The organism is Sorangium sp. So ce185 (genome assembly GCF_051526825.1).
Lineage (GTDB): Bacteria > Myxococcota_A > Polyangia > Polyangiales > Polyangiaceae > Sorangium > Sorangium cellulosum_D.
On the sequence record NZ_CP150316.1, the window covers coordinates 452,261 to 477,179 of the forward strand.

A 24,919-nucleotide genomic window follows, 5' to 3' on the forward strand; every position below is an offset into this window, starting at 1 on the left:
GGCCCGAGCTCCTCGCCTGGTTTCCCCGGTCAGCCGGTCACCTCGCGGAGGAACCTCCGCACGTGCGTCAGCACCATCTTCACCTTCGGGATCTCGGCCAGCGCCTCCGGCACCGTCACCCGCACGGCCAGCTCGCGGCCCACGAGCGCCGGCAGGACCGTGACGAGCTCGTCGCCGGTGGGCTCATCGATCATCGCGTCCGGGATGAGCGCGATGCCCAGCCCGGCCAGGCAGCAGTGCCGGACGAGGTGGATGTCGGTCGCGAGCAAGGCCGGCTCCACCGGGAATTTCCCCCCATTGCGGGTGGGCCACGCGGACGCGTCCTCGCCCGGCGCTCGCCAGGAGAGGAGCTCGTGGCGGGCGAGGTCGTCGATCGAGGCCGGCGTCCCCCGCCGCGCGAGGTATTCCTTGCTCGCGCACAGCCGCTCTTGAACGCGCAGGATCACGAGCGAGAGCCAGGGCCCTCGCGGCGCGCCCTCGCCGAAATGCACGGCGACGTCGACGTCGACGAGCGACTCGGAGAGCGGGTCGTTGCTGAACTCGTAAGAGAGGCGCAATCGCGGGTACGTGCTCCGGATCGAGGCGAAGATCGGCGCCATGAGGTGCGGCGGCAGGCCCACGGGCAGGACCAGGCGCAAGAGCCCCGAGGGCTCGCGCCCCATCTCGCGAATCGACGAGATCAGCGCGCTCGCCTCCTCGACCATCGCTTGCCCCCGGTCCGCCAGCGCGCGCCCCGCCTCGGTGAGCACGACGCCCTGCCGGCTGCTCTCCAGGAGGGGAACGCCGGAGCGCGCTTGCAGGGACTCCACGCGGCGCCGGAGCGTCGTGCGCGGCGTGCCGGTCACCTCGGCGGCGGCGTGAAACGAGCCTTGCTTGACGACGTGCAGGAAGGCTTGCAGCTCCTCGAGATCCATCGGGTCCCCTCGTCGGCCGGAACGCGGCCCACGGCGGGCCACCCGCGGTCATTGTACGCGTCCCACCGAACGCATCCCCGCCCACCGAGCGCTCCCCGGAGAGCTCGACGGCGGCATGGTTCGAGGTGAACCCTGGCCGTTCGGACGAGCTCCCGCGGGCCGTGGAGTCGAGGCCGCCTCTTCGACGCACGGCTAAGTTCTTGATATAGCGCCAATTTTCCAGAAGGGCCGGACCGCCTTGAAGGAGGCTCTGCCAGCCCGAGGCGGGCTCCGCAGTTGGGGCTTGACGCCTGGAAGCGGTTGGAATTCCTTCCTCCTCCGCGGCGTCATCCAGATCGCGGCGTCCTGCGCCGCTCCAGCTAGGGACCCGACCTCGCGAGCATAACACACGTGAACTCGCCAACGATGTTCACGTCGAGCACGTCTCCGATAGGGCGCGAGCTCGCCAATGAGGACAGTGATGAACTTGCGAATGCTAACGTTTCCGGTCGCATCGTCGTGGTTTGCGCTCACGGTGCTCGCCTGCGCGCCCAGCAACCAGGGCAGCCAGGTCGGCTCGCCCGCTCAGGCGAGCGCGGCCAATCAGGCCAGCAGCGCCGCGCCTGCCAGCACCTCGAGCCAGACCGGCGCGGCGGAGACGCCCCCGGCGGCGGAGCCCGCGCCGCAGGGGCCACCGCTGCGGCCTGCGGCCAAGGGAGCGTACTTCACGGGCGAGTATCGCAACCTGTTCGCGGAGCTGGGACACAAGCCGGCCGAGATCGACGCCAAGATCACGAAGGCCTACACCCAGCTGTTCCACGGCGATCCCAAGGAAGAAGCCGTCATGTTCGCGGCGGGGAAGAACGCGAACGGCCCCAAGGCGTACATCATGGACATCGGCAATAACGACGTCCGCTCCGAAGGGATGTCGTACGGCATGATGATCGCCGTTCAGGTCGATCGAAAAGACGACTTCGACGCCCTGTGGAACTGGGCCAAGTCTCACATGTACCACGCGGATCAGCGTCACCCCGGCTTCGGCTATTTCTCGTGGCAGATGCGCCCGGACGGCACGGCCATCGACGAGAATCCCGCTCCCGACGCGGAAGAGTATTTCGCGACGGCGCTCTTCTTTGCGTCCCATCGCTGGGGGAACGGCAAGGGGATTTATGACTACCGGAAGGAGGCCCTGGGCCTGCTCGACGTGATGAAGAACCGCAAGGCCATCGCGGGGGCGGTCAACGCGAACAAGCGCAAGACCACGCTGCACGCGCTCTTCAATACCGAGCACAAGATGGTGCGGTTCACGCCGGACGCGGATAACTTCGCGAAGAACGGCGACCACACCGATCCGTCGTATCACCTGCCCGCGTTCTACGAGCTCTGGGCGGCCTGGGGCCCCGAGGCGGATCGCGCGTTCTGGGCCGACGCGGCGAAGGTGAGCCGCGATTTCTTCGTCAAGACGACGCATCCGAAGACCGGGCTCGCCCCGGATTACGCCAACTTCGACGGCACCCCCAAGGCTGCCTCCTGGGACGCGGGGACCGCCAACTTCCGTTACGACGCGTTCCGCACCGCGATGAACTGGGCCGTGGATGCGGCGTGGTGGGCGAAGGATCCGCGGGAGACCGAGCTGAGCGACCGCATCCTCGCGTTCTTCGACGCGCAGGGCCCCGAGTACAAGGCCAACTTCACCCTCGACGGCAAGCCCATCGTCGACCACGGCTCGCTCGGGCTCGTGGCGATGAACGGCGTCGCGGTGCTGGCTGCGAGCCAGCCGCGGGGCTGGCGCTTCGTCAAAGACGTGTATTCGCGCGAGCCGCCGACCGGCAAGTGGCGGTACTACGACGGCATGCTGTACACGATGTCCCTGCTGCACTTGAGCGGGAAATTCCGCGTCATCATGCCGCAAGCGCAGCCCGCCGCGCCTGCCGCTGCTGCTGCGGCGGCTGGTAAGCGCTAGCTCGGCAGTCAGCTCGCCCTGCTGCTCATCTCTGCAGCGACCTTCCGCATCGCCTGCTCGTGCGGCTCGAGAAAGCTCACGAGACGCTGGGTCAGCTCGGGCCCGGCCGCTTCCGGCGTTCCAGCGCGGAACGGCGGGGCGGGGTCGTATTCCAGCATCAGCTGCGTCATCTTCGCGGTGTCCTCTCCGCGCAGCAGCGCGAGGAGCGTCAGCCCGAAATCGATGCCTGCGGTCACCCCGCCGCCCGAGATCCGGTTGCGATCGACCACCACGCGCGCATGGACGCACTCCACGCCGAACGCCTCGAGGATGTGGCGCATGGCCCAATGCGTCGTGGCCTTGTATCCTTGCATCAACCCTGCTGCGGCCAGGATCAGCGATCCCGTGCATACGGAGGTCACGTACCTGGCCCGAGGGCCTCGGTCCCTCAGAAATTGAAGGATCTCCCGGTCCGCCATCGCCTCGGTCGTGCCGATGCCGCCCGGCACGAACAGGATGTCGAGGTCGTCCGGACAGTCGCTGAAGGTCGCGGTCGGCTGGATGGAGACCCCCGTGTCGGACGTGACCAGGGCGCGCGTCTTCCAGAGCAGGTGGGTCTCCGCGTGAACGGCCAGCACGTTCTGCGGACCGATCAGATCCAGCGTCGTGAGACCCGGATAGAGCACCATGCCGATCTGGAGCGGCGGCTGCGGAGCGGGCATCTTGAGCTCATGCGTTTCGGTCATCTCTCGTCCCTCTTCCTTTCGTTCGTTCATCCGTTGACCGTCCCGAGCGCGTCCGATCACGATCGACCGGAGCGCGGCCGATCGTCCTCCGGCGCGACGCGGGAGCGCTCTTCGATCGGCGGGGGGCGGTGCACGCGATAACGCTATCCGTCGCGCGCATGGCAAAGACGACAACGTGCCTGCATTTCCTGCCAGACGCCCTGAGGCGCGGAGGCGCGCGCGCCGAGTCGCGGCGCGCCCGGGCAGAGACGCGCGGCGCCGCTACCGCGCCGGCGCGATCTCGGTGAACAGCCGCTCGTGCGCCGCGAGCATCGCCCCGAGGCTGAAGCGCGCGTCGAACGCCTGCGCGTTGCGCGCGCCCATCGCGGCGGCGGCCGTCGGATCCGACAGCAGCGCGAGGAGCCGATCCGCGAGCGCGCGGGGGTCCTCGGGGGCGACGAGGTAGCCGCCGGCGCCGTCCTCGATCGCCTCCGGCACGCCGCCGACGCGGGTCGCGACGATCGGCTTTCCGGCGGCCATGGCCTCGAGGACCGCGAGCGGGAGCCCCTCCCAGCGGGACGAGAGGACATACGCGTCGAGGCCGGCCATCACGTCGGGCACGTCGCTGCGCAGCCCGAGGAAGTGCACGCGCTCCCGCGCCGCCATGCCGGCGCGCCGGGCCTCGAGGTCGGCCCGGGCCGGCCCGTCGCCGGCGATCACCACGTGCGCGCGCGGGTCGCGGCCGAGGACCTCGCCCGCGGCGTCGAGCAGGACGTCGATGCCCTTCTGGCGCGACAGCACCGCGACCGTGCCGAGCACGCGCGCGTCCTCGGGCAACCGCAGCTCGGCGCGGAGGCGGTCGCGGCGGCCGGCGCGGACGCGCGCGCCGTCGATGCCGTTGCGGATCACGTGGACGGGCCGCCGGACGCCGAGATCGCGCCGGAGCTTGGTGGCCAGATCGCCGGAGACCGCGATGATCGCGTCGGCGAGCCGCACATAAACTCTGAATTTGCGCAGCGAGCGGGGGCTCGCGCTGTTGATCTCGTTGTGCTCCGAGTAGACGACCCGCGGCCGCGGCAGGAGCAGGCGCGACGAGACGCCGCCGAAGATGAGCGGGGCGAAGTTGTGGACGTGCAGGACGTCCGCCCGCACGTCGCGCAGGAAGCCGCGGATCGCGAGGGGCAGCTCGGGATCGACGCGGGCGAAGCCGAGGTTGAGCCGCGGGCGCCGCCGCAGGACGAGCCTCCGCTCGGGCGGGAGGTCGACCTGATCGAAGAGCTTGCCGGGGGCGTCCAGGCAGATGAGCGACGGGTCGAAGCGGGCGCGATCGAGGCCGTTCAGGAGGCTGACGGCGACCTTCTCGAGGCCCCCGACGTCGAGGTTGATGACCACCGTGCACACGCTGATCTTCCGCATAGGGCCCGCCTCCCGCGCTCGTACCACGGCGCCCCGGCGACGGGTAAACCAGGTGCGGCGCGCGCGGCGATCGTGTAGAGCGGAGGCTCTGCGGCGGCTCCGGCTCCTTCACCTGATGCCTTGTCGCTTCTGGGGCGGCCCGGAGCGGCAGACCGTGCAAGCGGCGAGGATCCTGCGCGATCGCGGCGCGTGCGAGGTCTCGTTCGCCGTGATCCCGCACCGGGAGGCGAAGGTCGCGGACAACCCGCTCGTGGTGGGGGCGCGCGCGGAGGGGTTCGAGGCCGAGCCGCTCGCGCTGGAGCGGGGCTACGACCTGCTCGAGGGGGCGCGGCGGCTCCGCGCGATCGCGGCGCGGCTCCGGCCCGACGTGGTGTGCACGGTGGGGTACAAGGCGGACCTCCTGGCGCTCGGGCTGCGCGGGCGCGGCGCGCCGCGGGTGCTGGCGGTGGCGCGCGGGTGGACGGGCGAGGACCTGAAGGTGCGGCTCTTCGAGTGGGCCGATCGCCGGACCCTGCGCTGGCACGACGGGGTCGTGGTCGTGTCCGAGGCGCAGCGCGCGGCGGTGCGGGCGTGCGGGGTGAGCGAGGCGCGGATCTTCCACGTGCCGAACGCGATCGATCTGGATCGGATGCCGCCGCCGGTCCCTCGCGCGCGGCTGCTCGCGGAGCTCGGGCTCGACGCGTCGGCCCGGCTCGTCGGCGCGGTGGGGCGGATCAGCCCCGAGAAGGGGCAGCGCTCGCTCGTGGAGGCGTTCGCGGCGGTGGCGCGCGCGGACCCGCGTGCCGCGCTCGTGCTGGTCGGGGACGGGCCGGACGAGGCCGCGGTGCGGGCGGAGGTGGCGGCGCGGGGGCTCGGCGACCGCGCGCGGCTGCTCGGCCTGCGCCGGGACGGCGCGCAGCTCATCGGGGCGCTCGACGTGCTGGCGCTGCCGTCGCGCACCGAGGGGCTGCCGAACGTGGTGCTGGAGGCGTTCGCCTACGGGACGCCGGTCGTCGCGAGCGCGGTCGGCGGCGTGCCGGAGCTCGTGCTGGACGGCGAGACGGGGTGGCTCGTCCCGCCCGGGCAGCCGGGCGCGCTGGCGCGGGCGCTGCTCGACGCGCTGGGGCGGCCGGAGGAGGCGGGGGCGCGGGCGACGCGCGCCCGGGCGCGGCTCCTGTCGCGGTTCACGGCGGAGCGGCAGGCCGACGCGTGGCTCGAGGCCATCGCCGCGGCGACCGGCGCCGCCGCGGGTAGTGCTCAAAATTGAACATGAAGGCGGGAAGGCGGGAAGAAAAGATCAACGATCTTCCTGCCTTCCCGCCTTCATGGGAGCTCTCTCCGGGCAAATTCGAGCACTACCCCGCCGCGGGGGCCTGATCGGCGTGGGCGGCGGGCGCGCCTCCCGCGGAGGGCGGCAGATCTCCCGGGCGGCTCGGGTCAGCAGGCAGGCGCGGCGAGGCTCGCGGGCGCGGGCGCGAGCGCTTCCGGGGCGCCGCGGCGCTGCTGGTGGAGCTGCTGGTAGATGCGGGCGAGCGTGTCGCCCACCACGGTCCAGTCGTACCTGCTCTGGACGAGCGCCCGGCCGGCCGCGCAAAGGCGCGCCCTGAGCGCCGGATCGGCGTCGAGCTCGAGGAGCGCGCCGCCGATCGCCTCGGGGCTCCGGGTGATGAGCGCGTGCTCGCGGTCGCGCAGCGCGAGCCCCTCCGCGCCGAGCTCGGTGGAGACGACGGGCACGCCGGCCGCGAGCGCCTCCAGGATCTTCAGCCGCGACCCGCCCCCGATGCGCAGCGGCACCACGGACGCGAGCGCGTCGGCATAGTAGGGCCGCACGTCGGGCACGGTCCCGGTCACCTCCACGCCGGGCAGCGCGCTGAGCGCGCGCACCTCCGGCCCTGGGTTCCTGCCGACCACGGTGAGGCGCCACGCGGGCCGCGCGGCGCGGATGGCGGGCCAGAGATCGCGCGCGAAGGCGACGATCGCCTGCGCGTTCGGGCGATAATCCATCGAGCCGACGAAGACGATGCGGCGGCGCGGCCCGGACGCAGCGCCGCCCGCTCCGGCGAATTCGTCCACGTGGACGCCGTTGTCGACGGCGAAGGCGCGCAGGCCGGGGCGGAGCGCGAGGAGCTTCTGGCGATCCCGCTCGCTGACCGTGAGGTGCGCGTCGAACTGCTCCAGCACCTTGCGCTCGAACCCGGCGAGCTGCGACGCCAGCGCGAACGCCGCGAGCCCGCGGAGGCGATCGGGCGCGTTCTGGCTGTAGCGGGAGAGCACCTCCGACTCGATGTTGTGCCAGTCGCAGAGGAGCAGCGGCCGATTGCGCGCCGCCCGCAGCAAGGGCAGATACCCGGCGAGGTGGACGCTCTCGACCTGCACGGCGTCGAACTGCCCTTCGTCGAGGACGCGCGCGAGCTCCTGGCGCATGGCGCTCGTCGTGTAATTGAGGACGACGAGCGGCAGCGGCCCCACGGCGCCGCGCAGGATCTTGCCCAGGGAGTTCGGCTTCTCCTGCGTGAGCGTGAGCACCTGATCGGTGATCTGCGCGATATCGTTCATCGGCTGCGGGGCGGGGCCGGCCGCGCCCATCCGCGCCCGCCCGTTACGGACGGCGCCGTCGTCGGCGAAGCTCAGGTACGTCACCCGCGCGAACCGCGAGAGCTGCCGGACAAAATGCCAGTTGCGTAGCTTGGCCCCGGTGTCGAGCGGCCAGCAGGCGCGAGGCGCAAAATAGAGAATACGCATCTGTCGCATCGAGGACATAGACACCTCCAGCTCGCGCGGACGTGCAGGCAGGTTGCACCGAGGCCTCACGCGTCGCGCGGCCCGTTCAGGGTGATGAGCGATCCGAGCCTCCGGCGCCGGCCCGGTGATGGGATTGCACGGTCGACGCCCGAAGAGCGGCGACCATGACCTGGAAAGGTAACATGGCTCTTTGGCACAATGTAAAGAAATCAGTGCGAGGCGGCGCGCGTGAGCGTCGTGCGCGTCGTGCGCGTCGATTGCGGCGGACGGAGGCGGCAGGCGCCTCGCGTCACGGCCCACGACGGGAGGCGCGCGCGGAAGCGCCCTGATTTTATCGATTTCGTGAACGCTTCCGGGGCGATGCGCGCGAGCGGCGCGCGCGGGCGGAGCGCGCTGACCTTATCGATTTCGTGAACGCTTCCGGCGCGATGCGCTCGTCGCGCCGATGCGGGCTATCGCTGGGCGAGCCCGCCTTTCCTCCAGGGCTGGAATCGCCCGGACGTCCATTTCCAGTCCGCGGCGCATCCCCCGGAGTCTACCCTGCCTTCGGCGCCGGCAGGCAACCGCCCTTCCAGGGAGGAGCGACCGCGATAGCGCACAAGAATGATATGCCTGGACGATGCATGGGCCCAGCGTGAGCCGGGTGGTCGCCGAGCTGCTCGCCCTCGGCGTGAGGCAGGGCGGCGTCCTCCTCGTCCACACGTCGTTCAGGGCGGTGCGTCCGATCGAGGGCGGGCCGCTCGGGTTGATCCGCGCCTTGCGCGCCGCGCTCGGGGACGACGGCACGCTCGTCATGCCGACGATGACCGACGGACAGAGCGTGTTCGATCCCCGGTCCACGCCGACCAGCGGCATGGGGATCACCGCCGAGACGTTCTGGAGACAGCCGGGCGTGCTGCGCAGCGGCCACCCTGGCGGCTCCTTCGCCGCGGCCGGCCGCTTCGCCGAGCGCATCTGCGCGCCGCAGCCGCTGTCGCCACCGCACGGGCCGGACAGCCCCCCGGGCCGCGTCCACGAGCTCGGAGGCCAGGTGCTGCTGCTCGGCGTCACGCACGCCGAGAACACGACCCTCCACGTCGCGGAGGCCATCGCGCGGGTCCCCTACTCGGTCGCGCACCCGTGTGTGATCGGGGTCGACGGCGTGGCCCGGACCGCGATGATTCACGAGACGGATCATTGCTGCCGGCGGTTCGGGCTCGTCGATGGCTGGTTGCGCGGACGGGGGCTCCAGCAGGAGGGGAGGGTGGGCAGCGCCCACGCGCGCCTGTGTGCTTCACGCGATCTCGTCGCCGTGGCGGTCGAGCACCTCGCGAAAAGCCCGCTCGTGTTCCTCTGCCCGCCCGACGAGGGCTGCGACGAGTGCGACGCGGCGCGCGCCAGCGTGCCGGCCGACGCGGCCCGCGGAGAGCACGCATGATGGCCGGCGCCGGCGCGGCGCTGGGGGCCCCGCCAGCACTGCGATTCCGCTGGATAGCTTTAGTTAGACTTACTAACTATTCGACCGGCTCCGGCGCGGCGCTGAGGCCCCCGCGAGCACCGTGATTCCGCTGGAGAGATTTAGTTAGGCTTACTAACTATTCGACCGGCTCCGGCGCGCCCGGGGGGCCTCGCCAGCGCCGCGATACCGCTGGATAGCTTTAGTTAGCCTTTCTAACTATTGCGGAGACGCTCGCTGACCGCCACGCTGCGGCTCGCGCGCTCCGGGCCAAGCTGCGGCTCGCGCGCTCCGGGCCAAGCTGCGGCTCGCGCGCTCCGGGCCAAGCTGCGGCTCGCGCGCTCCGGGCGCGGCGCTGGCCTGCGTATCGGAAGAACGCGCCGGTCCGCCGCGGCGACTTCGTCTGGGGACTTCGTCTAGAGATCGAGCGCCAGCGTCAGGCGCATGGCTGGCCCTCTCCATGCGAACGCGATCGTCCGCGCCGGCTCCCCGGTGGACACCGTCGCGGAGGGACCGAGATCGTACCCGCCCGAGGCGTCGATAACGACGATGGACGGCACGCGCCATTTCACGCCCGCAGCGAGGCCCACGAAGCCGAACGTCTCCGCGTCGCCTCCCGCGCGCACGGAGCCCACGCCGCCATGGCCGCGCATGTACAGGCCGAGCCTCGTCGGGACCGGCCAGAGCACGTAGCCCGCGTAGAGGTGTCCTCCGAAGCCGCCGACGCCGGCCGGGCCGGACGTCCCGACGACTCCGTGCACGCCGAGGCCGAGGAGCGGCCCGTGATGCGCGCGATACGCCTCGAGGGCGACGCCGGCAGAGACGGCGTTGCCCACGGAGACGCGCGCTTCCGGGACGAACGCGACGCCCCAGAGCGGGCCGCCGAAGACGACGCCGTCCTTCGGCGCGAACGGCCGATCGGGCCAGAGGCTGCGGACCTCGGCGCGATCCCCGGTCACCTCCGTGACGACGCCGGTCTTGGCGGCGTCGCCCTCCCGCGCGGGGACCCGGGCCTCGCCGCCCACGCTCGGCGCGGATCCGGGGATCGCCTGCGCCCAGGCGCGCTCGCCGCGCGCCTCGACGACCGCCGCGCGCGGGAGCAGGTCCGCGAGCTGCTCCCGGATGCGCTCGGGCGTGCCGGACAGCGCGGACGCGCTCGCCCCCAGCGCGGGCGGCCTCTCGCAGCGCGCCGGCGTGACCAGCTGGACCACCGACGTGAGCTCTCCGTACCTGGCCCGGCGCGCCTCGTACTTCGAGGAATCCTCGTGCTCGACGCACACGCTGACCAGCGGATCCGCCTCCGGAAACGGCTTCCCGCTCGGCACCGTCTCGCGCCGGAGGCAATCCCGCTCCGGGGCGCCGCCGGCGAACGCCAGCTCGTCCGAGGCGACGAGCAGCAGCTCGGCGCCCGAGCGCTCGAGCAACGCGCACAGGTCGCGCCCCGGATCGCGCTGCGCCGAGTTGTCCTCGACGACCTCCTCGCTGTAAACGAAGCGCGGGCCGCGGAACGCGTCGCGGATCACCGAGGTGACCGCCCGGGAGCTCGTGATCGCGTGGACCCGCAGCGCGCCGTCCGAGAGCCCGCCGGCGATGTCGGCGGCCGTGGGGCTCGGCGCGTACGCCGACAGCCGCGTGTAGAAGACGCAGCCCGCCGGCGCGAGACAGACCGCGGCGGCTGCGCAGGCGCGGAGGAGGCGGCCCAGCCGACCGGGAAAACGCATCGCAGCCTGTCTACGGTCCGGCGCTCGCTGCGACAAGCCAGCTCGCGCCGCGGGCCGCCCGCGAAGGCGCTCGGCAGCGGCGCCCGGATCGCCCGATGACTTAACCGATTTAGCGCCGGCTCAGCTCGCGGCGACGATGTCGCGCACGAGCGCGACCACGTCGTCGGGCCGCGACAGGAACGGAGAGTGGCCCGCGTCGAGGCGCCGCACCTGCCGCGCGCGCTGCGACATCGCCTCCTGCGCGAACACCGGGATGGCGTTGTCGCGCTCGCAGATCACGTACGTGGACGGCAGCTCCTGCCAGGCGGCGGCGCTCAGCGGCTGCACGAACGACGCCCTGGCCTGCGGCAGCAGGGCCGCTTCCGCGGCGGCCGCGACCTCGTCCGCGCAGTCGTTGTAGAAGATGTTCCGCGCGTCCGCGGTCCGCAGCGTCAGGCCGTCGGCGGAGGTGATGCACCACGGCGGCTCCTTGCCGCCGATCGACGAGAGCAGCGACTCCCCCGGGCCGAGCTGGAACGCGCACAGGTAGACGAGGTGGGCGACCTTGCCCGTGCGGGCCGCCACCTCGGTGACCGGCAGCCCGCCGTACGAGTGCGCGACCACGACGGCCTTGCCCGGAACCTCGGCCAGCGCCGCGCGCACCGCCTCGACGTCCGCCGCGAGGCCGCCCAGCCGAGCCGCGTCCGGCCCAGCGCTCGGCAGCGCGGGCGCGCGGACGTCGAGCCCGGCCCCGAGCAACCGGCACGCGACCTGCGACCAGCACGCCGGGCTGTGCCAGGCGCCGTGAACGAGTACGACCGAATCGACCTTGCTCATGAGCTCCTCGCCTCCTCGGCTCTCGACGTTGTCTCGACCTTGATCGAACGGACGCTATCCGAGGGCCCCCAGCGACACCAGCGAGCGCTTCGCCCGCGCGCCGGCAGGGGTCGAATTGGAACATGAGGGCGGGGAGGCGGGAAGAAAACATGAATGATCTTCCCATCTTCCCGCCCTCATGGGGACTCTCCCCTGGGCGACGTCGACCACGACCCACGGCGCCCGACAGGCGCGCCCTGGACGGCGGCCCAGAAACGGAGTAGATCAAATATCGGAACTGGATTCCGAATAATGGAACGATCTGGGACGGTCGACAAGGCGGTGCGCGCCCTCGAGGCGCTGCGCGAGGGCGGCGGCAGCGCCTCGCTGGCGGAGCTCGCGGCGCGCCTCGGCATGCCCAAGGCGACGCTGCACCGGCTGCTCGCGTCGCTCGCCGCGCACGCGCTGGTCGAGCAGGACGGGGAGGGGCGCTATCGGCTCGGCGTCGGCCTCATCCGCCTCGGGCTCGGGGCGCAGGGGCTCGACCCCGTCGCGCGCGTGGCCAAGCCCGAGCTCGAGCGGGCGGCGCGCGCCTTCGGCGAGACGTTCTTCCTCGTCGCCGCCCGCGCGGGGCGGCTCGTCGTGCTCGACAAGGCCGAGGGCACGGGGCTCCTGCGCGCGGCCCCGACGGTCGGGGCCGAGGTCCCGGTCGACGTCACCGCGAGCGGACGGCTCTACCTCGCGCACGCGCCGGAGCTCGTCGGCGCACAGGGCGCGGGCCCCGCCGCCGAGCGCGCCGCGCAGCGCGCCGCGAAGCGCGGCTACGACGTCAACGAGGGCGAGTGGATCGACGGGCTGACCGTCATCGCCGCCCCGGTGCTCGCGCGCGGCGGCCTGCACGGCTGCATCGCCTGCGCCGCCGCCGCCCAGAGCCTGCGCGGCGATCGACGCGACGCCGCGGTGCAACACACGCGCGACGCCGCCGAGCGCGTCGCGCGCGCTCTCGAGGGGGACAGCAGGAGGTGAACGTCATGAAGACATGGATCGATGGGCGAATCGTCGACGCGAAGGACGCGACCGTGAACGTGACCGATCACGGGCTGCTCTACGGCGACGGCATCTTCGAGGGCATCCGCGTCGCGGCGGGGCGGCTCTTCCGGATCGACCGCCACCTCGCGCGGCTCGAGGCCGGCGCGAAGGCGCTCGGCATCGCGCTGCCGCGCCCGATCGAGGGGCTCCGCGCGATCGTCGAGGAGACCGCGCGCGCCAACGCCGAGCGCGAGGCCTACGTCCGCCTCGTGGTGACGCGCGGCGTGGGCCCGCTCGGCGTCGACCCGACCACCTGCGAGCGGCCGGGGCTGTTCTGCATCGTGGGGTCGATCCGCCTCTTCGACGACGAGCAGCGGCGGCGCGGCCTCGAGCTCATCACGTCGAGCTACCGCCGGCCGGACGCGGACGCGCTCGACATGCGGATCAAGAGCCTGAACTACCTCGGCTCCGCCCTCGCCAAGCTCGAGGCCAGGCAGCGCGGCGCCGACGACGCGCTGCTCCTGAACGCGCGCGGCCACGTGGCCGAGGCCTCGGTGGCCAACGTGTTCGCGCTCCGCGGCGACGTGCTCGCGACGCCGCCCGCCACCGACGGGTGCCTCGAGGGCATCAACCGCGCGGCCGTGATGGAGCTCGCGCGCAGCGTCGGCCTCACCGTGGTGGAGCGCTCGCTCGGGCGGCTCGACTTCTTCGCCGCCGACGAGGCGTTCCTGACCGGCACCGGCGCCGGCGTGATCGCGATGCGGAGCCTCGACGGGCGCACGATCGGCCGCGGCGAGCGCGGCCCCGTCACCGCCCGGCTGACCGCGCTGCACCGGCAGCTCGCCGAGCGCGAGGGCGTCGAGCTCATCGCCGCGCCCGGCGCCCCTACCTGAACGGACGAGCAGATGGAAGAGGAAAGCGACTTAACCGGTACATAGACCCGCTCCCCGCCTCGCCGGCCCCGCCTCCGGGCGACACGGTCGCGGCGGGCGCGGCGCGCGCGGCAGGTCGAACGAGGGCGCGTCAGCTGTCGCGGGCGATCTCCGCGAAGATCCCGCGCAGCCAGATGTGCGCCGGGTCCTTCGCCTGCCGCTCGTGCCACACCTGATCCAGCGAGAACCCGCCGAGCTCCACGGGCGGCTTCATGATGCGCAGCGCCTCCATCTCGGCGAACACGCGCGCGATGCGCGCCGGCACGGTCAGCACGAGATCCGTCTGCGCGACGATGTGGGCCGCCACGAGGAAGTGGGGGATCTGCAGCGCCACGCGGCGCGAGAGCCCCCGCTCGGCCAGGACCTCGTCCACCCGGCCGCCGCCGTCGCCGCGCGGGCTGATGAGCGCGTGCGGCAAGCTCGTGTAGGTCTTGAGGTTCAGCTTGCTGCCCACCACGGGGTGATTCTTCCTCACCACGCACATGTAGTGCTCCTCGATGAGCCTTTGCCGGTAGAACCCCGCGGGCACGGTGGGCAGCAGGCCGATGGCCAGGTCGACCTTGCCGGTCTCCATGGAGCTCCACATGTCGTTGTCGTAGGGGCGCGCGATGAGATCGACGAACGGCGCGTCGGTGAAGAGCTTTTGCACGAGCCGGGGCAGCAGGATGAGCTCCACGTAATCGACCGTGGCGACCGCGAACGATCGGCGCGCCGTCGCGGGATCGAAGCGGGGGCGACGCGCGACGGTCACCTCGATCTGGGCGAGGGCCTCGCGGATGGGGCCGATGAGCTCCTGCGCGCGCGGCGTCGGGATCATCCCCCGCGGCGTGCGCACCAGGATGGGGTCGTCGATCAACGTGCGAAGGCGCCCGAGGGCGTGGCTCATGGCCGACTGGCTCAGCCCGACGCGCGCCGCCGCGCGCGTGACGCTCCCCTCCGCCAGGAGGGCGTCGAAGACGACGAGCAGGTTCAGATCGATCGAGGCAAGATGCACGGGATGCATGTGGCCCATGCTACTAATGAGTTGGAGGGGCGCCACCGGCCGGTCTAGACGTTCTCCGTTGGACCGGAACGGTCGCAGACCCCGCCGAGGGAGCGGTCGGAGGGACGCCGCCGGTCGTCACGCCCATGTCTCGCTTCGATCCCCCGAGCACGCCCGCGGAGCCTGGCTTCCGGCCCCTCCTCGCGTCCGAACCGCCCGTGATCGCAACCCTGTTGCAGATCGAGCCGCCGGTGCGTACCGTCTCGAGGTCCTCTGTGGTAGGTCATGATGTAGTCGGAATCGTGCTGCGAGCGCCGGTGAGGGTTGATGTGCCCGGCCCGGTCCGCTAAGTAGTCGCCCCCCGAGATCGCCCTGGCGCCGGTCCCGCGCGGCTCACCTGACCGCGGGGCGGCTAGAGCGCCCTTGCCTCCCGGGAGCGGATCAGGGGTCTCCGGTACGCCGCGAGGGCGGCATGGGTGACCGAGAGAGGCCATCTCGTCTACGGCTGAGCCCGCATGGCCGGCCCGGGTGGCGCCGACGGCCGACGCTCGCCGAGCCGGTTTCCACCGCGTTTCCCCGGTGCTGCACGCGCGATGGACGCGCAGCACCCATGAGCGTCGCGTTTCGGCAGCTGTACGGAACAACGGTCACAGGAAGAGAGAGCGCTATGCCAAGTTCGAATTGGGGTTCCTTGTTCGTCGCTCCGCTCGTCGCCGTCACCCTCCTCGCCTCGTGCGCCCCTTCCGCGCCGCAGGACGAGCGTCACGCCGCCCTGTCGAGCGCGCTCACCGCCGCGGACAGGATCGCTGCTTGCGAACAGGATCCCCGCGTGGTCTCCGGGCTCGTGACCAGGGAAATTTGCGCAGGCGCTGACATCTTCTTTCGCGAAACTTTCGAGGGCAACGGCCGGACTTGCGGATCCTGTCATCCTGTCGAAAACAACTTCACGATTGACATTCCCTTCATCGACGCTCTCCTCGACATCAACCCTTTTGACCCGCTGTTCGTCTACGAGGAAGACTCCGCGCTGACCGACCTCGAGACGTACGAGCTGAAGACGAACGGCCTGATTCGCGAGAACATCGACGGCTTCGACGATCTCGACGGCAAGTACGTGATGCGCGGGGTCCAGCACACGCTCTCGCTGGCGACGACCATCGCGCCGGACCCGGCGCAGGAGGGGGAGGGCATGCCGCTCCAGCGCACGGGGTGGTCGGGCGACGGCGCCCCGGGCAGCGGCTCGCTGCGCGACTTCCTCACCGGGGCGGTCACGCAGCACCTGCCGAAGGATCTCAGCCGGGAGCCGGGGGTCTCGTTCCGGCTCCCCACCGAGCAGGAGCTCGACCTCACGCTGGCCTACCAGCTGAGCCTGGGACGGACGAACGAGCTCGACCTCACGCGGGTGAAGCTCACCGACCCCGAGGCGAACGAGGGGCGGCTGGCGTTCCTGGATCCGCAGCGGGGCCGCTGCAACGTGTGCCACTCCAACGCGGGCGCGAACCACCTGGACACGGGGCGGAACCGCAACCTGGACACGGGGGCCCGGAGGGCGCCGGGGACCGCCAGCGCCCCGGGGGCGTTCGACGGCGGGTTCGGGGGCGCCGGGCTTCCGGCGCCCAACATCGACGTCCTCGGCCGCAATATCCTCGACGGGTACGGCGACGGCACGTTCAACACCCCGCCCATCATCGAGGCCGTGGACACGCCGCCGTTCTTCCACTCGAACGCCTTCGGGAACGACATCGAGGCCGCGGTCTCTTTCTACATCAGGGAGGACTTCAAGGGCTCGCCGGCTGGCCGGGAGCTGGAGGCGCGGTTCGGCACCCCGATCCAGTTCCCCAACGCCGACATCGTCACGATGGGGCGCTTGCTCCGCGTCCTGAACGCCGCGTTCAACCTCGACCTCGCGAAGCAGCGCCTGCAGGCCGCCCGGACGCTCGCGCGCCAGTTCCACGACACCCGCGACGACGTCCAGAAGCGCCTGATGGAGCTGGCCGAGGTCGAGATCGACGACGCGGTGCAGGTCCTCAGCGTCGCCGGCACGCCGCTGCACCCGGTCTCGCGGTACCGCCTCCGGCAGGCGAAGACCGAGATCGCGGCGGGCCTCTCGGCGGCCTCCTGGTCGGCGCGCGAGAGCCGGATCTCGATCGCGCTCCTGCGCGTCCAGAACGCGCGCGACGAGTTCGGCTCGAACATCACCTACCGGCTCGGCCAGGGCAACCTCATGTACTAGCGGCGCCCCGGCGAAGGAGACCACGACCGCCAGGCTGCCGAGGCTGCGAAGAGGCGAGATCTCTCGGACATCTTGGCGTCCTCGGCAGCCTGGCGATCCTCCCCCGTGCGTCGCTGCACAAGCGCCGCCGCCCCGCGCGCGCCAGCCGCTGGCCAACGCCGCGCGAGCCGGTAGGTTACGGGCCCCGGCGTGGCCGGTCTGCCAGGTGTCCTGCTCTGATGTCGTCCGGTTCACGTTCTGATCGCGGCGCGCTCCCCGCGCCCGAAGCGGCGCGCCCCCGCGGCGGGCGCTCGCTCCTCCTGCGGCTCCTCGGGCTGAGCTGGGCGTACCGGGGGCGGGTCGCGCGCGTGCTCGGCTACCAGATCGTCCTGCTCTCGCTGGGGCTCGCGGGGCTCGGCCTGACCGGGCTCGCCATCGACATCCTCCGCCACCGGCTGGATCCGTCGATCCGCGCGCCCGCGCTGCCGCTCGGCGTCGGCCGGCTGGTCGACGTGGAGCGGGAGCCCATGGCCGCGGTCCTCTCGATCGGCGGCGCCATCCTCGCCATGGCGGCCGCCCGCGCGGTGCTCAACTACGGGTACGCGCTCTCCGTGGGCCACCTCGTCCACATGGAGATCGTCCCGGATCTCCGCGCGCGGGTGTACGACAAGCTCCAGCGGCTGAGCTTCCGGTTCTTCGACGCCAACACGAGCGGCTCGCTCATCAACCGCGTCACCGGCGACGTCCAGCTCGTGCGCTCGTTCGTGGACGGCGTGCTGCTGCAGAGCGTCATCATGGTCCTGTCGCTCGGCGTGTACGTCGCGTACATGCTCCGCACGCACGCCCTGCTGACGGTCGTGTGCCTCGCGCCGACGCCGCTGCTCTGGATCGCGAGCACGCTCTTCGCCCGCTGGGTGCGGCCCGCCTACCTGGTGAACCGCGAGCTCGTCGACCGCATGGTCCTGAGCTTCAGCGAGGGGCTGCAGGGGATCCAGGTCATCAAGGGGCTCGGGCGAGAGCGCGAGGCCCACCGCCGCTTCGACGAGCGGAACCGCGAGGTGCGCGAGCAGCAGCAGGGCACGTTCCGGAAGGTGAGCGTCCTCAGCCCGACCATCGACCTGCTCGGGCAGCTGAGCCTCGTCCTCCTGCTCGGCATGGGCGGGCTGCTCGTCACGCGCGACCGGATCACGCTCGGGCAGCTCGTGGTGTTCGCCGGCATCCTGCAGCAGTTCTCCGGGCAGATCGCGAGCATGGCGACGATCGTCAACACCGCGCAGCAGAGCTTCATCGGCGCGCGGCGCGTCTTCGAGGTGCTCGACACCCCCGTCGAGATCGCGAGCCCCGAGGCGCCCGAGCGCCCCGCCCGCGCGGAGGGGCGCCTCGTGTTCGAGCGCGTCACGTTCGGGTACGACCCGGAGAGGCCCGTGCTCCACGGCGTCGACCTCGACGTCGCGCCCGGGCAGTTCGTCGCCGTGATCGGCCCGACCGGCGCGGGCAAGAGCACGCTGCTCAGCCTGATCCCGCGCTTCTACGATCCGACCTCCGGGCGCGTCCTGCTCGACGGCGTCGACCTCCGGCGGCACGACCTCGACCTGATCCGCCGGCGCATGGGGGTCGTCTTCCAGGACAACTTCCTCTTCAGCAACACGGTGGCGGCCAACATCGCGTTCGGCGCCCCGCACGCGACGCGGGAGCAGATCGAGCGCGCCGCGGTCGTCGCCCGCGCCCACGAGTTCATCCGGGAGCTGCCCGAGGGCTACGACACCGAGCTCAGCGAGTCGGCGGTCAACCTCTCGGGCGGCCAGCGGCAGCGGCTCGCCATCGCGCGCGCCGTGCTGCTCGACCCGCCGCTGCTCCTGCTCGACGACCCGACGGCCGCGGTGGACGCGCGCACCGAGCGCGAGATCCTCGACGCGATCCTCAGCGCGACCCGGGGGCGGACGACGATCATGGCCACGCACCGGGCCCACCTGCTCCGCCGCGCGGACCAGGTGATCGTGCTCGACCGGGGCCGCGTCGTCGAGCGGGGGACCCACGAGGAGCTGCTCCGGCGGCGCGGCCACTACGCGAGCGCGCTGTCGCTGCACGACGCGCACGCCGCCGCCGCGCGCGCGGACGAGGGCCCGTCGCCGCCTTCGTGGCGCGGCGCGCGCCCCGCGTCGTCGGGCCCGGCCGAGGAGCCGGCGTGAGCCGCGCCGGCGAGGCGACGCGCCGCGCCACGAAGGCGGCGGCGGGGCCGGCGCGCGCCGCGGCCGAGCCGGCGCCGATCGACGTGCGCCTCGGCCTGTCGCGCGCCGCGATCGAGGACGAGCGGGACCACGCCCACGGCCGGCTCGATCTCGGGCTCGTGCGGCGCGTGTTCGCGTTCACACGCCCGTACGCGAGGAAGCGCAACGCGCTCTTCGCGCTCGTCGTGGTGCGGTCGATCCAGCTCCCGCTCCTCACGTGGGCGGTCGGCGCCATCATCAGCGGCCCGGTGGCCCGGCGCGACGCGCGCGCCACGCTGCTCTCCGTCCTCGGCTTCGGGGCGTTCGCGCTGCTCACGGCGGTGGTCTTCCACTTCCGCTCGCGCCTCGCGCTCGAGCTCGGGGAGGCCGTGGTGTTCGACATGCGCGATCGGCTGGAAAGGCACCTTTTGCGGATGCCGATGAGCTTCTTCGTGAAGACGAAGGTGGGGCGCCTCATCGGCCGCATGACCTCCGACATCGACGCCATCCGGGTGGCGGTGCAGGACGTCGTGTTCGTGAGCACGGTGCAGCTCGGCACGATGGCGGTGGCGATGGCGCTGATGGCCCGCGCGCACTGGCCGCTCTTCCTCGTGGTGGCGGCGATGGTCCCCGTCTTCTGGGGGCTGATCGTCTATTTCCACAAGCGCCTCGGGGTCGCGCACCAGCGCGCGCAGGAGAGCTTCACCCGGGTCACGGCGACGCTCGCCGAGTCGGTCACGGGGGTGCGCGTGACGCAGGGCTTCGTGCGGCAGGACATCAACGGAGGGCTCTTCCGGGCGCTGATCTTCGATCACTCGCGCTACAACATGGATGCGGCGCGCCACTCGGCCGCTTTCCTCCCGCTCCTCGAGTTCAACGGGCAGCTGTTCCTGGCCGTGCTCGTGGTCGTCGGCGGTTATCAGGCCCTGCACGGCGCGATCGAGCTCAGCGTGCTCGTGGAGTTCTTCTTCCTCGCGAACCTCCTGTTCAACCCGATCCCGGTCCTGGGCAACCAGTACAACCAGGCCCTGACGGCGATGGCGGGCGCCGAGCGCCTCTTCCGCGTGCTCGACACCGAGCCTGACTGGCCCGACGAGGGCGGCCTCCCGGCGCTGCCGCCCGCGCGCGGCCGGGTCGTCTTCCAGGGGGTGAGCTTCGCGTACGAGCCGGGCAAGCCGGTGCTCCACGGGGTCGATCTCGTCGCCGAGCCGGGCCAGATGATCGCGCTCGTCGGGCACACGGGCAGCGGCAAGACCTCGATCCTGAACCTGCTGGCGAAGCTGTACCTGCCGACGGCGGGGTCGATCACCGTCGACGGGCACGATCTGGCGGCGACCTCGTCGGCGTCGCTGCGCGCGCAGCTCGGGCTTGTCTTGCAGAGCAACTTCCTCTTCAGCGGCACGGTGCTCGACAACGTGCGCATGGGGAACCCGGCGGCGACCGACGCCGAGATCCGCGACGCGGCGCGGGACCTCGACGTGCTCGACCTCTTGGACGCGCTGCCGGAGGGCCTCCGCACCGAGGTGGGCGAGCGGGGGACGGGGCTGTCGCTGGGGCAGCGGCAGATCGTGTGCTTCCTGCGGGCGATGGTCGCGCGCCCGCGCATCGTGCTGCTCGACGAGGCGACGAGCTCGGTGGACGCGCTGACCGAGGCCCGGCTGCAGGCGGCGCTCGGGCGGCTCCTGCGCGGGCGGACGAGCTTCGTGGTGGCGCACCGGCTGAGCACGATCCGGCACGCGGATCGGGTCGTGGTGCTCGACCACGGGCGGGTCGTGGAGCAGGGGACGCACGCGGAGCTGCTCGCCCGAGGAGGGGTGTTCGCGGCGCTTCACCGCGAGGGGACGGGCCCCTGAGAGGTGGTCTAGAGATGCAGGGGATGTCGCTCCGACGTGGGAGGGCGACGGGGGGCGATCAGGCGACTTCCAATCGGACGGCGACGTTGTTGCGGGTGGCGTTCGAGTAGGGGCAAACCTGGTGCGCCTTCTCGACCAGCTGCTCTGCCTGCGGACGCTCGATGCCCGGCAGCGAAATGCGCAGGCCGATGTCGAGGCCAAAGCCGCCCTCGGAGCGGGGGCCGATGCCGACCGTCGCCGTCACGGTGGCCTCGGCGGGGATCCGCGCCTTCTCCTGCGCGGCCACGAACTTCAACGCACCAAGGAAGCAGGCGGCGTAACCCGCCGCGAAGAGCTGCTCCGGGTTGTTCCCCTCGCCGCCGGCGCCGCCGAGCTCCTTCGGCGTCGAGAGCTTCACGTCAAGGGCACCGTCCGCGGTCTTGGCCCGGCCGTCGCGGCCGCCCTGAGCAGTGGCTTGGGTCGTGTACTTCACGTCAACAGGCATCGGAGCGCTCCTTTCGTGACGACAGACCCGGGCACGGAAGATCCTCCCCCCGCGGGGCAGGGCCCGGCCAAGACCGCCGTTCGGATACGCTCCCCATACTGCTCAACCTCACCGTGCGCAACGAAGGAGGCGATCGCTCGGCCGCGCGGCGCGCGGCTCAGGGGCCCGTCCAGGCGTACTCCAGCGCGGAGACGTCCGGCGCGCCGACGGGGATCTCCCCCGTGAATCCGAGCGTGACGAGCTCGAGACGATTGCCGAACGGATCGTTGAAATAGAGCGACGCCTGGCCCGGCGGCCCGAGCCGCGTGGGGCCGTACGTCGGGACGCCAGCGCGGTTCAGGCGCTCCTTCCACGCGAGCAGCCCGCCCGGCGCGACCCAGAGCGCGCAGTGAGGGTGATCCGCGTGGCGGGGCGGCTGCCCGACCGCCGATTCGAACAGATCGAACCGCGGCCCGCCCGCGAAGGCGATCGAGAGATGAACGCCGCGCGCCACCTCGTCCGCCGGCCGCCCCATCCGCTCGAGGAACGGGGCGTCGACGCGCATCAGCACGCGCGCGCCGAGCAGCCCGACATAGAACCGCTCCGCCACCGCCAGATCGGCGCACGGCACGGTGAGATGATCGACCGCGCGCAGCTTGCCGCCCCACGGCGGACGCAGGCGGTAAGCAAGGTGAGACCAGGCGAAGAACAGGCGCATTCCCACGCCGATCGCCTTTCGCTGAACCCGCGCAGCCAGCGGCGCGGCCGTGAACCCCAAGGACGTCATGCGTTTCCTCCATCCCGATGACGAACGTCAATCAATCAGTTGATTGACACTACGCCACGGCGGGCGAGCGGTCAAGGCGGGGCGCCGGGGGCGCTTGATGGACCCGGAGGAAACCTGTAGCGTTGCGCGGGCTTGGCGAAGACGAGACGCGCCGCCGCGGCCGGCAAGGCCTCGACCTCGGAGCTCGGTGCAGCGCGGCGGCGCGACCTGCTCGAGGCGGCGTACACGCTCATCGCCGAGAAGGGGCTGGAGGGGCTGCGGACGCGCGACATCGCGGCGCGCGCAGGCGTCAACATCTCGACGCTGCACTACTACTTCGGGACGAAGGACGCGCTGCTCGTCGCCATCGTCGAGCACGTGACCGACAAGTTCGGAAAGGAGCGCCAGCCCGCCGGCCCGGGCGCCGCGGGCGCGGCGGCGCCGCCCGAGAGCCTGAGAGCGCACCTCGAGCGCGCATGGCGCAGCTTTCAGGACCATCCGCACCTGGCGACCGTCCTCCAGGAGCTGTCCCTGCGCGCGCAGCGCGATCCGGCCACGCGAACGGCGTTTCGCGCCGTCCACAAGGAGTGGAACCGCGGGGTCGAGCACCTCGTGCGCCAAGGCGCGCGCGCCGGACAGCTGCGCTCCGACCTGGATCCGCGCGCGGCCGCCGCCGCGATCACGTCCTTCATCATGGGCGCCATGCTCCAGCTCGGGATCGACGCCGGCGCGTTCGACTTCCACCACGTGTCAGGCGAGATCGATCGGTGGCTCGCCACCGCGCCCGGCAAACCGGCGCGCGGCCGGAAGGCCTGATCGCCGCGCAGGAGCCTCGATCCGCCGCCCCGGCGCGGCGAACGCACGTCGCGATCGTGCGCCGCGATACCACCCGGCGCGCGATGGGCGCATTCTGCAGAAGTCTCGTTGGAGAGGAAGCGGGGAGATCGAGCGCTCAGGCCTCGCCTGCGCCGACCCTCTCGAAGCTCTCCATCGGACAGGTGCGCTGTGCCCTGGGCGCGCACCGTGAAAAACGACGAGCCACGCGCGATCGCGTGAAGGATCGACGGGCCCGTCATCATTCATGAGGTCGCGACACGAGCGACGACTCGGCACGTCCGCCGGTCGCGCGCGATCGAACGCGATCGAACGTGATCGAACCATAGATGTCGATGGCGAACGGCAATTCTCTTAGGGGCGCGTCGCGCCCCGCGCCGAGGGTGGGTCGAGGGTGACAGGTGCTGGGGCGATGAAACGTCGTCGTTTTCTTCAATCCGGGGCGGCGCTCGGCGCGATGGCCGCGGCGGGCACGCTCTTCCGGAGCTCGAGGGCCGGAGCGGCCTTCGGGGAGACCCCGGAGCCGTACCGGCAGATCGGGCTCCCGCCCGAGCTCCGCGCCGAGAACATCCTGGAAGTCTTCCTGTACGGCGGGCTGACCACGTGGGAGACGTTCTATGGAGTCGAGGCGTACGGGCGCCCCGACGATCCGAACCCGGACCTGCGGGGCACGCAGCTCCACACCTTCTACAACCCCGCCGCGCCGGAGAGCTCGCTGCTCTCCTCGGTGCTCACGGAGTGCGGGCTCGCGGCGGGCGACCTCGGGCTGGTCCCCTTCGCCCGCGACGCGCTCGGGATGAACGTGAGCCTCGGGCCGCTCCTCGCCCCGCTGATCGCCCGCAAGGACGTCCTCGATCGCATGCGCGTCGTCGTGACCCGGCACGATCTGGAGCCGCACGAGGCCGCCATTCCCTACGCGCTGTGCGGCCGCGCGCTCGGCTCGCCGCAGATGGCGTGCCTCGGCGCCCACGTGCAGCGCCACGCGATGGAGCACGGCGATCCGGGGCGCGCCGCCCCCTACGCCTACACCTTCACGGACCTCGGCATCCCCGGCGATAACCTGCAGGCGTCGCTCGCGACCGGGCTCCACCCGGCGGCGGCGCGGCCGCTGCTCCTCCGCGCGAGCAGCGAGGAGTTCCTCGGGCTCTTGAAGCGGCCGAAGGTCGGCGCGGCGCCCGAGCGGGCGGCGTTCGACGGCCTCCTGTCGCGCTACGTCGACCAGTACCGCGACCGGGTGAGGTACAGGCGCGAGGGCGATCCGCTCCGCGCCTCGCGGCTGTCCGAGCTGAGCCAGACGATCCGCGCCGTCGCGAGCGCGCACGAGCTCGACGCGGTGCTCGACAGCGCGCTGTTCGAGCAGACGGTGACCGCCCTCTGCGGCCTGGAGAACATCAACGCCCCGGCCATCTGCCTGCGGGTCATCGCGCACCTGCTCACGCACCCGGCGACGCCGGCGCGCTACTGCTGCTTCATCGATCCGGGGCTGGTCATGGCCGACGGCGGCGGCGGCTACGACACCCACGCCGAGACGTGCCGCACGCAGGCGATGAACCTCGGCAACACGCTCACCGAGCTCCTGTCGCACGTCCGGCGCCCGGACGAGCAGGGGCCCGAGGCCGTGGGGAAGCTCGACCTCGACCGGACCCTCGTCATCCTCAACATGGAGTTCGGCCGCTCTCCGGGCGCGCAGAACGAGCTCGGCCGCAACCACTGGCCCTACGGCTACGTCACGGTGTACCTCGGCGGCCCCATCCGCGAGAAGCAGCGCGGCATCTACGGGGCCATCGGGCCGGACGGGCGCGCCACGACGTTCGTGAAGCCGCCGGAGCAGCGGATCGCCGCGCTGCTCGCGCTCGGGATCTGGCCGTTCGCCCAGGAGGGCTTCGGCGTGAGCGACGTCGAGGGGACGCGCAACGAGGGCGAGTCCGCAGAGGCGGCGCTCGCGAGGGTGCTCGGGCACGGATGAACGGGGCGACCACGATGAGACGCGCGA

Annotated in this window: 19 protein-coding genes; 10 read left to right on the plus strand and 9 right to left on the minus strand. The window is 72.0% G+C overall.

Annotated elements, in window-relative coordinates:
- Nucleotides 1-29: 29 nt before the first annotated feature.
- Nucleotides 30-914 (minus strand): LysR family transcriptional regulator, encoded by an 885-nt coding sequence (locus WMF26_RS01740; protein WP_437335501.1) that lies wholly within the window; start codon nt 912-914, stop codon nt 30-32.
- Nucleotides 915-1,386: 472 nt separating this feature from the next.
- Here WMF26_RS01740 and WMF26_RS01745 point away from each other — a divergent pair, with 472 nt between their 5' ends.
- Nucleotides 1,387-2,856 (plus strand): glycosyl hydrolase family 8, encoded by a 1,470-nt coding sequence (locus tag WMF26_RS01745; RefSeq protein ID WP_437998887.1) that lies wholly within the window; start codon nt 1,387-1,389, stop codon nt 2,854-2,856.
- Between the two features lie 8 nt (nt 2,857-2,864).
- On the opposite strand, the gene WMF26_RS01750 is transcribed toward WMF26_RS01745, so the two are convergent.
- The gene (locus tag WMF26_RS01750; RefSeq protein ID WP_437998888.1) at nt 2,865-3,581 is read right to left on the minus strand and encodes a DJ-1/PfpI family protein; all 717 of its coding nucleotides are present in this window, start codon (nt 3,579-3,581) and stop codon (nt 2,865-2,867) included.
- A 261-nt stretch (nt 3,582-3,842) separates the two neighbouring features.
- Entirely contained in the window at nt 3,843-4,976 is a 1,134-nt protein-coding gene (locus tag WMF26_RS01755) for a glycosyltransferase (protein ID WP_437998889.1), read from the minus strand.
- A gap of 115 nt (nt 4,977-5,091) precedes the next feature.
- Here WMF26_RS01755 and WMF26_RS01760 point away from each other — a divergent pair, with 115 nt between their 5' ends.
- The gene (locus tag WMF26_RS01760; RefSeq protein ID WP_437998890.1) at nt 5,092-6,222 is read left to right on the plus strand and encodes a glycosyltransferase; all 1,131 of its coding nucleotides are present in this window, start codon (nt 5,092-5,094) and stop codon (nt 6,220-6,222) included.
- A 170-nt stretch (nt 6,223-6,392) separates the two neighbouring features.
- Here WMF26_RS01760 and WMF26_RS01765 read toward each other — a convergent pair whose 3' ends face one another.
- Nucleotides 6,393-7,715 (minus strand): glycosyltransferase family 4 protein, encoded by a 1,323-nt coding sequence (locus tag WMF26_RS01765; protein ID WP_437998891.1) that lies wholly within the window; start codon nt 7,713-7,715, stop codon nt 6,393-6,395.
- A gap of 601 nt (nt 7,716-8,316) precedes the next feature.
- On the opposite strand from WMF26_RS01765, the gene WMF26_RS01770 reads away from it, so the two are divergent.
- Nucleotides 8,317-9,114, plus strand: a complete 798-nt coding sequence (locus WMF26_RS01770; RefSeq protein ID WP_437998892.1) for an AAC(3) family N-acetyltransferase — start codon at nt 8,317-8,319, stop codon at nt 9,112-9,114.
- Nucleotides 9,115-9,548: 434 nt separating this feature from the next.
- Here WMF26_RS01770 and WMF26_RS01775 read toward each other — a convergent pair whose 3' ends face one another.
- Both WMF26_RS01775 and WMF26_RS01780 read right to left on the minus strand, forming a co-directional pair.
- Nucleotides 9,549-10,853, minus strand: a complete 1,305-nt coding sequence (locus WMF26_RS01775; RefSeq protein ID WP_437998893.1) for a hypothetical protein — start codon at nt 10,851-10,853, stop codon at nt 9,549-9,551.
- A 120-nt stretch (nt 10,854-10,973) separates the two neighbouring features.
- Complete coding sequence (locus WMF26_RS01780; protein WP_061626130.1) at nt 10,974-11,669, minus strand: alpha/beta fold hydrolase; 696 nt, start codon at nt 11,667-11,669, stop codon at nt 10,974-10,976.
- A gap of 291 nt (nt 11,670-11,960) precedes the next feature.
- Here WMF26_RS01780 and WMF26_RS01785 point away from each other — a divergent pair, with 291 nt between their 5' ends.
- Together WMF26_RS01785 and ilvE are read left to right on the plus strand one after the other, a co-directional pair.
- Nucleotides 11,961-12,674: an IclR family transcriptional regulator gene (locus WMF26_RS01785; protein WP_061626131.1), complete on the plus strand. Its 714-nt coding sequence runs from the start codon at nt 11,961-11,963 to the stop codon at nt 12,672-12,674.
- Between the two features lie 5 nt (nt 12,675-12,679).
- The gene (gene ilvE, locus WMF26_RS01790) at nt 12,680-13,570 is read left to right on the plus strand and encodes a branched-chain-amino-acid transaminase (RefSeq protein WP_437998894.1); all 891 of its coding nucleotides are present in this window, start codon (nt 12,680-12,682) and stop codon (nt 13,568-13,570) included.
- 130 nt (nt 13,571-13,700) lie between these two features.
- On the opposite strand, the gene WMF26_RS01795 is transcribed toward ilvE, so the two are convergent.
- A complete protein-coding gene (locus WMF26_RS01795) occupies nt 13,701-14,612 on the minus strand; it encodes a LysR family transcriptional regulator (RefSeq protein ID WP_437953645.1) in 912 nt (303 codons plus the stop codon).
- A 646-nt stretch (nt 14,613-15,258) separates the two neighbouring features.
- Here WMF26_RS01795 and WMF26_RS01800 point away from each other — a divergent pair.
- The 3 genes from WMF26_RS01800 (at nt 15,259) to WMF26_RS01810 (ending at nt 20,863) form a co-directional block, all read left to right on the plus strand.
- On the plus strand, nt 15,259-16,824 hold the full coding sequence (locus tag WMF26_RS01800; RefSeq protein WP_437998895.1) for a hypothetical protein: 1,566 nt from the start codon (nt 15,259-15,261) through the stop codon (nt 16,822-16,824).
- A gap of 218 nt (nt 16,825-17,042) precedes the next feature.
- Nucleotides 17,043-18,992, plus strand: coding sequence for an ABC transporter ATP-binding protein (locus WMF26_RS01805; RefSeq protein WP_437998896.1), 1,950 nt, complete (start codon nt 17,043-17,045; stop codon nt 18,990-18,992).
- The gene (locus WMF26_RS01810; protein ID WP_437998897.1) at nt 18,989-20,863 is read left to right on the plus strand and encodes an ABC transporter ATP-binding protein; all 1,875 of its coding nucleotides are present in this window, start codon (nt 18,989-18,991) and stop codon (nt 20,861-20,863) included. Before WMF26_RS01805 ends, WMF26_RS01810 begins: the two co-directional genes overlap by 4 nt.
- A 58-nt stretch (nt 20,864-20,921) precedes the next feature.
- On the opposite strand, the gene WMF26_RS01815 is transcribed toward WMF26_RS01810, so the two are convergent.
- Nucleotides 20,922-21,347, minus strand: coding sequence for an organic hydroperoxide resistance protein (locus WMF26_RS01815; protein WP_061624513.1), 426 nt, complete (start codon nt 21,345-21,347; stop codon nt 20,922-20,924).
- Between the two features lie 157 nt (nt 21,348-21,504).
- On the minus strand, nt 21,505-22,113 hold the full coding sequence (locus WMF26_RS01820) for a VOC family protein (protein WP_437335515.1): 609 nt from the start codon (nt 22,111-22,113) through the stop codon (nt 21,505-21,507).
- A 132-nt stretch (nt 22,114-22,245) separates the two neighbouring features.
- Between WMF26_RS01820 and WMF26_RS01825 the strand changes: the two genes are divergently transcribed.
- Nucleotides 22,246-22,908 carry a TetR/AcrR family transcriptional regulator gene (locus WMF26_RS01825; protein ID WP_437998898.1) on the plus strand — a complete coding sequence of 221 codons (663 nt, stop codon included), beginning with the start codon at nt 22,246-22,248 and terminating at the stop codon, nt 22,906-22,908.
- 430 nt (nt 22,909-23,338) lie between these two features.
- Nucleotides 23,339-24,892: a DUF1501 domain-containing protein gene (locus tag WMF26_RS01830; RefSeq protein ID WP_437998899.1), complete on the plus strand. Its 1,554-nt coding sequence runs from the start codon at nt 23,339-23,341 to the stop codon at nt 24,890-24,892.
- The last annotated feature ends 27 nt before the right edge of the window (nt 24,893-24,919 follow it).